The organism is Candidatus Andeanibacterium sp. (assembly GCF_057143545.1).
This window is the reverse complement of sequence record NZ_DBNHSF010000187.1, coordinates 1-5,385: the sequence shown is the minus strand read 5'-3', so window position 1 is coordinate 5,385 and position 5,385 is coordinate 1. Positions and strand designations below refer to the sequence as shown.

The window sequence follows — 5,385 nt, the reverse complement described above, 5'->3', positions numbered from 1 at the left end:
CGCTCGACGAAGCGCGCGACGCGCCCTTGGTCGCGCTCACCGGTCCTTCGGGAATCGGCAAGACCACCGTGCTCAATTGCATCGCCGGGCTGATCCGGCCCGACAGGGGCCGGATCGCGGTCGGCGGGCGGGTGCTGTTCGACAGCGCAGCGGTGATCGACCTCAAGCCCGAAGCGCGCCGCGCGGGCTATGTTTTCCAGCATGGGCGGCTGTTCCCGCATCTGAGCGTGAGCGCCAACCTCGCCTATGGCGAGAAGCTCGCCCCGGTCGGGGAGCGCTGGATCACGCGGCCCGAAGTGCTCGATTTCCTCGGGATCGGCCATTTGCTTGCCCGCGCGCCCGAGACGCTGTCGGGCGGCGAAATCCGCCGGGTCGCGATCGGCCGCGCGCTGCTCGCCGCGCCGAAATTCCTGCTGCTCGACGAGCCGCTGACCTCGCTCGACGCCGCGCGCGGTGAGGAAATCCTGCGCGTGGTCGAGCGCATCCGCGACGAGCTCATCCTGCCGATCCTCTATGTCAGCCACGAGCCGCGCGAGGTCGAGAGGCTGACCGAGAGTGTGATCCGCATGGGTTGAGCCCGATTGGGGATTGCCGCAGTGGGCTCCGGTGATAGACCGGATTCGGGCTAGCGAGCCTGTTTGGGAGGAATGTGGATGGGCTCACGCGCCTTCGGTCAGTATTTCGACAATCCGGACGATCTGTTCGGCTGGCTCAATTCCGCGGTTTTCGGGATAGCCGCGATGGATGCGGTCAACCGCTCGGGCGTTTCTGCGAAACTGCTTGAGGGCCCCGCGACAGCGGGCGACCTGGCCAAGGACTGCGGCCTCCCGGAAGACAGGCTGCGCCGCCTGCTCGATTTCCTGGTCGCACATGAGGTGGTCGAGGGCCGGGCCGATGGCACTTATGCCGGATCAGATCGGACGTCAGCCATGCTCGATGCCCAGGGACTGATCGCCAACGAGCTGGTTTCGGGCATGGCCTCGTCGAAGCTCTATGAAGGCCTGCGCGACGACCGGATCCCCTTCGAACTGTTCTTCGGCCAGCCGGTGTTCGAATTCTTCGCGCAAAAGCCCGAGGCAGCCGCCGCCTTCGGCAGCTTCATGGGCTGGATGACGCGGCGCTTTGAAAGATTCGTCCACGTTCAGCACCGCTTCCATCCGTTCGAAACCGTGGCCGATATCGGCGGCAGCATGGGCGATCTGCTGCTCAGCATCCTGGGCGAATATCCGGGCACGAAGGGCATCTTGTTCGACCTGCCGGGCACGATCGAGATCGCCCGCCCGGCGATCGCGGCATCGCCATTGGCGGATCGCGTGGAACTGGTCGGCGGAAGCTTCTTCGAAGCGGTGCCCTCGGCCGATCTCTACACGATGAAGCAGATCCTGCATGACTGGCACGATGACGAATGCCGCCAGATCCTCGCCAATATCCGCCGCGCGATCAATCCGGGGGGCCGGCTGGCGGTGATGGACCATATCCTGCAGGATATCCCTGCTCCCGACGAGGCGCAGGGCACCGACATTGCGATGATGGTGTGGGACACCGGGCGCGAGCGCAAACTGGGCGAATTCGAGGTGCTGTTCGCGGCCACCGGCTTCGTGATCGACCGCGTGACCCGCAATCCCGGCGGCCACAGCGTGATCGAGGCGGTGCCGGTCTAGCTCTCGGGCATTTCCGCCCCGATATGCCGCGTACCGCGCCGGGCGGCGAGCTCCTCCTGCCGCTGGCGTTCGGCATAGCGCGCGCGCTGCCCTTCGTCGCGCTCGGCATGGCAATAGGGGCAACTGACGCCCTGTGCGTAGAGCGGCGAGGCCATGTCCTCCTCGGTTATCGGCCGGCGGCAGGCATGGCAGAGGTCGTAATCGCCCTGCGCCAGCCCGTGGCCGAGCGACACCCGCTGGTCGAACACGAAACATTCGCCGCGCCACAGGCTCGCTTGCGCGGGCACCTGCTCGAGATATTTGAGAATCCCGCCCTTGAGGTGGAACACCTGTTCGACGCCCTCCTGCTTGAGGAACGCAGTCGATTTCTCGCAGCGGATCCCGCCGGTGCAATACATCGCCACTCGTGGTTGTTTGCCCGCTCCCAGCAGGCGCTCGCGTTCGGCGCGGAACCAGGCGGGGAAATCGCGGAAGCTCTTCGTCCCGGGATCGATCGCGCCTGCGAAGCTGCCGATCGCGACCTCGTAAGCGTTGCGGGTATCGATCACGATGGTTTCCGGGTCCGAAATCAGGTCGTTCCAGTCCTCGGGCTCGACATAGGTCCCGGCGCTGGCGAGCGGGTCGATGTCCGGCTCGCCCATGGTGACGATCTCGCGCTTCAGGCGGACCTTCATCCGGTGGAACGGCATGTCGCGCGCCGTGGAGAGCTTGACGTCCAGGTCCGCGCAGCCGGGCAGGGCGCGGATGAAGGCGAGCACTTCGCCGATGGCATTGTCCGACCCGGCGATCGTGCCGTTGATCCCTTCATGGGCGAGCAGCAGCGTGCCTTTCACGCCGACGCTGTCGCATTTGGCCAAGAGCGGCGCACACAGCGCCGCGTGGTCCGCGAACGGCGTGAACCTGTAGAGCGCGGCGACTGTGATGGGTTGGGCGGTCATGGGCGGGCGCTCTAGCCGAAAAACCGATTATCGCCATCCCCTCTCCCATTAAGGGGAGAGGAGCCGGATCTATCGAGCCGCATCACGCAGCCGAGGTCACTTCTGCGCCGGCATGAAACGCGGATTACGCAGCAGCAGAGCCGAGATAACCGGGGCCAGCAGCGCCACCGGCGCGATCTCGGTCAGCGTGACCGCCATGCGGGTCAGCGGGTTGGCGTATAGTTCGACATAGCCGGCCAGCTCGGTTTCGAGCGCGGCCAGTTCGGCGGCGGAGGCGCCGGCCGAACGCTGGGCCTCGATCGTCGCGGCGATGTAGTCCGGCATGAAGGCATAGTCGGTGGCGAACAGGTAGGCTTCCCATCCCGCGACGTAGAAGCCCGATGCCACCGCCGTGATGCCGGCGCCCAGTCCCAAGGCCGTGCCGAAGCGGATCACGCCGCCCAATTGCTCGTCGCGGTATTTCTTCACCCCCACGAATACCATGCTGAGCGCCACCAGCATGATGAGATAGCCCAGCACCATGCCGCTGGAGTCCATCCCCATCAGGCCGGTGGCGATCGAGCCTTCGAAGCCGATCACCAGGATCACCCCGGCGATGCAGCCATAGACGGCGACGATGCGCTTCATGGTCATGTCGATTCCCCTTGTAGCGAACGATGCCGGGGAGATGCCGCGTTCGCCCACGCCGCACTATCGCCCAAACGGGTGATTTGGGGCAAATCGTGATTTTGGAACGCTTTCCATCCAGTCACGCCGGCACAAGTCCGAAATAACGAAAGAGGGGTTAGGGCAGCAGCCGCAGCTCCCGCGCCTTGGCGATCGCCTGCGTCCGGCTGGTGGCCTCGAGCTTCTCGAACAGCCTGGCCACATGCGTCTTCACCGTGTTGGGCGAGATCTCGAGCCGCCGCGCGATCAGCTTGTTCGAATAGCCCGCCGCCAGCAATTCGAGCACTTCGCATTCGCGCACCGAGATGCCGAGATAGGCCAGCGCGGCCTCGTTGCGCGCGAACTCCGCCGGGCGCGCCCTGGGTGTCAGCCGGTTGCCCACCCAGATGCCGAGCACCACGAAGATCGCCGCCACCGCGCCGACATAGAACTCGGTACTCCAGGCGCGGGCGAGATGGCGGTAATCCATCCATGCCATCAACACCGCCAGCGCGGCGATTGCGGTGCCGCAGATCAGGATCGGGCGGATCATGCGCCCGGCCATGCTCAATCGAGCCGCATCACCCAGCCGTGGGTATCGGGCAGGGTGCCGCGCTGGATCCCGACCAGCTTCTCGCGCAGCCGGGTGGTCAGCTGGCCCGGTCCGCCGCTGCCGATGGTGAATTCGCCGTCATGCCCGGCGACACGGCCTACGGGGGTGACCACCGCGGCGGTGCCGCAGGCGAAGGTCTCGACCAGTCTGCCGCTGCGCGCATCGTCGCGCCACTGGTCGAGCGAATAGGGCTGCTCGTGGATCGCGAGGCCTTCCTCGCGGGCGAGCGTGATCAGGCTGTCGCGGGTGATCCCCGGCAGGATCGAACCGCCGAGCGGCGGGGTGACCAGCGACCCGTCGTCGAACACGAAGAACAGGTTCATGCCCCCCAGTTCCTCGATCCATTTGCGTTCCCTGGCGTCGAGGAACACGACCTGGTCGTGGCCGTGCGCCATCGCTTCGGCCTGCGGGACGAGGCTCGCGGCGTAATTCCCGCCGCACTTGGCGGCGCCGGTGCCGCCCGGCGCGGCGCGGGTATAGTCGGAGGAGACCCAGATCGAGACCGCCGGCGCGCCGGATTTGAAATAATTGCCCGCCGGGCTGGCAATCACCAGGAACTTGTATTCCTTGGCCGGGCGCACGCCGAGGAACGGCTCGGACGCGAAGGCGAACGGCCTGAGGTAAAGCGATCCGCCCTCGACGCTCGGGAACCAGTCGGCATCGGCGGCGACCAGCTCGCGGATCGCCTGGATGAAGGTTTCCTCGGGCATATGCGGCATCGCCAGCCGCTCGGCCGAATTGTTGAAGCGCTGGGCGTTCTTTTCCGGGCGGAACAGGGCCGTGCCGCCATCCTTCAGGCGATAGGCCTTCAAGCCTTCGAAGATTTCCTGCGCATAATGCAGCACCGCGGTGGCCGGATCGAGGCTGATCGGTTCGCGCGGGCCGACCTTGGCATTGTGCCAGCCGAGCCCCTCGACATAATCGATCATGACCATATGGTCGGAAAAGACCTTGCCGAAGCCCGGATTGGCGAGTGCGGCGTTGCGTTCGGCCAGCCCGGTCGGGGAGGGATGGGCGATGCGGCGGAATTCGGTAGCGGAGTAGTCTGCCATCAATCTTGGTTTTCGTTGCTGTCCAGATGGCCGGTTAAGGCTTCGCGGGCGAAGGCGCAAGGGAACATAAGGTTGCATTTGAGATAGTCTCAAATGTGAGGAAATCGGCGGGTTTCAGCCATTTGAAGGTTTCATGGATGAGAAATCTCGTGATCAATTGGCGAAGCGATAGCGCGAAATGAAATGAGAAGGGCCACGCGGCAAGTCCGAGTGGCCCTTCGCATGGTCAGCGGCCGGAAAGGTCCGCTCACGAAGCCTTTATCGTATCTCAGGCGCTACGATAATGCTCCGCGCGGGTTGTTACCGACCTCCCTGCTGAACCATGAGACATCGGTCACCTCCTTTCGCGCTGTTGAAGCCAAAGCCGTTTTTGGCGGCTGCCGCATATGTGAGTCATGATGCGCCGCAACACAAGACTTGCATTTAACTTTTTCCCCGTCAGAATACGCGACTTCCGGCCTGCGCTGCGCGCGGGC

At 65.0% G+C, this 5,385-nt stretch carries 6 protein-coding genes; 2 read left to right on the top strand and 4 right to left on the bottom strand.

Annotated features, from left to right (window positions below):
• Together AC16XC_RS11080 and AC16XC_RS11075 are read left to right on the top strand one after the other, a co-directional pair.
• Positions 1-575, top strand: a 575-nt coding sequence (locus AC16XC_RS11080) for an ATP-binding cassette domain-containing protein (protein WP_484034716.1), incomplete at its 5' end; no start/stop codon positions are given.
• A gap of 78 nt (positions 576-653) precedes the next feature.
• Positions 654-1,661: a methyltransferase gene (locus tag AC16XC_RS11075; protein WP_484034715.1), complete on the top strand. Its 1,008-nt coding sequence runs from the start codon at positions 654-656 to the stop codon at positions 1,659-1,661.
• Here AC16XC_RS11075 and trhO read toward each other — a convergent pair.
• The 4 genes from trhO to AC16XC_RS11055 all read right to left on the bottom strand — a co-directional run bounded on the left by trhO (position 1,658) and on the right by AC16XC_RS11055 (position 4,909).
• The gene (gene trhO / locus AC16XC_RS11070) at positions 1,658-2,599 is read right to left on the bottom strand and encodes an oxygen-dependent tRNA uridine(34) hydroxylase TrhO (protein ID WP_484034714.1); all 942 of its coding nucleotides are present in this window, start codon (positions 2,597-2,599) and stop codon (positions 1,658-1,660) included. The two genes, AC16XC_RS11075 and trhO, sit on opposite strands and share 4 nt — an antisense overlap.
• 96 nt (positions 2,600-2,695) lie before the next feature.
• Complete coding sequence (locus tag AC16XC_RS11065; protein ID WP_484034713.1) at positions 2,696-3,232, bottom strand: DUF4199 domain-containing protein; 537 nt, start codon at positions 3,230-3,232, stop codon at positions 2,696-2,698.
• A gap of 151 nt (positions 3,233-3,383) precedes the next feature.
• Positions 3,384-3,797, bottom strand: coding sequence for a helix-turn-helix domain-containing protein (locus AC16XC_RS11060; RefSeq protein WP_484034712.1), 414 nt, complete (start codon positions 3,795-3,797; stop codon positions 3,384-3,386).
• 14 nt (positions 3,798-3,811) lie between these two features.
• Positions 3,812-4,909, bottom strand: coding sequence for a branched-chain amino acid aminotransferase (locus tag AC16XC_RS11055; protein ID WP_484034711.1), 1,098 nt, complete (start codon positions 4,907-4,909; stop codon positions 3,812-3,814).
• Positions 4,910-5,385 lie beyond the last annotated feature (476 nt).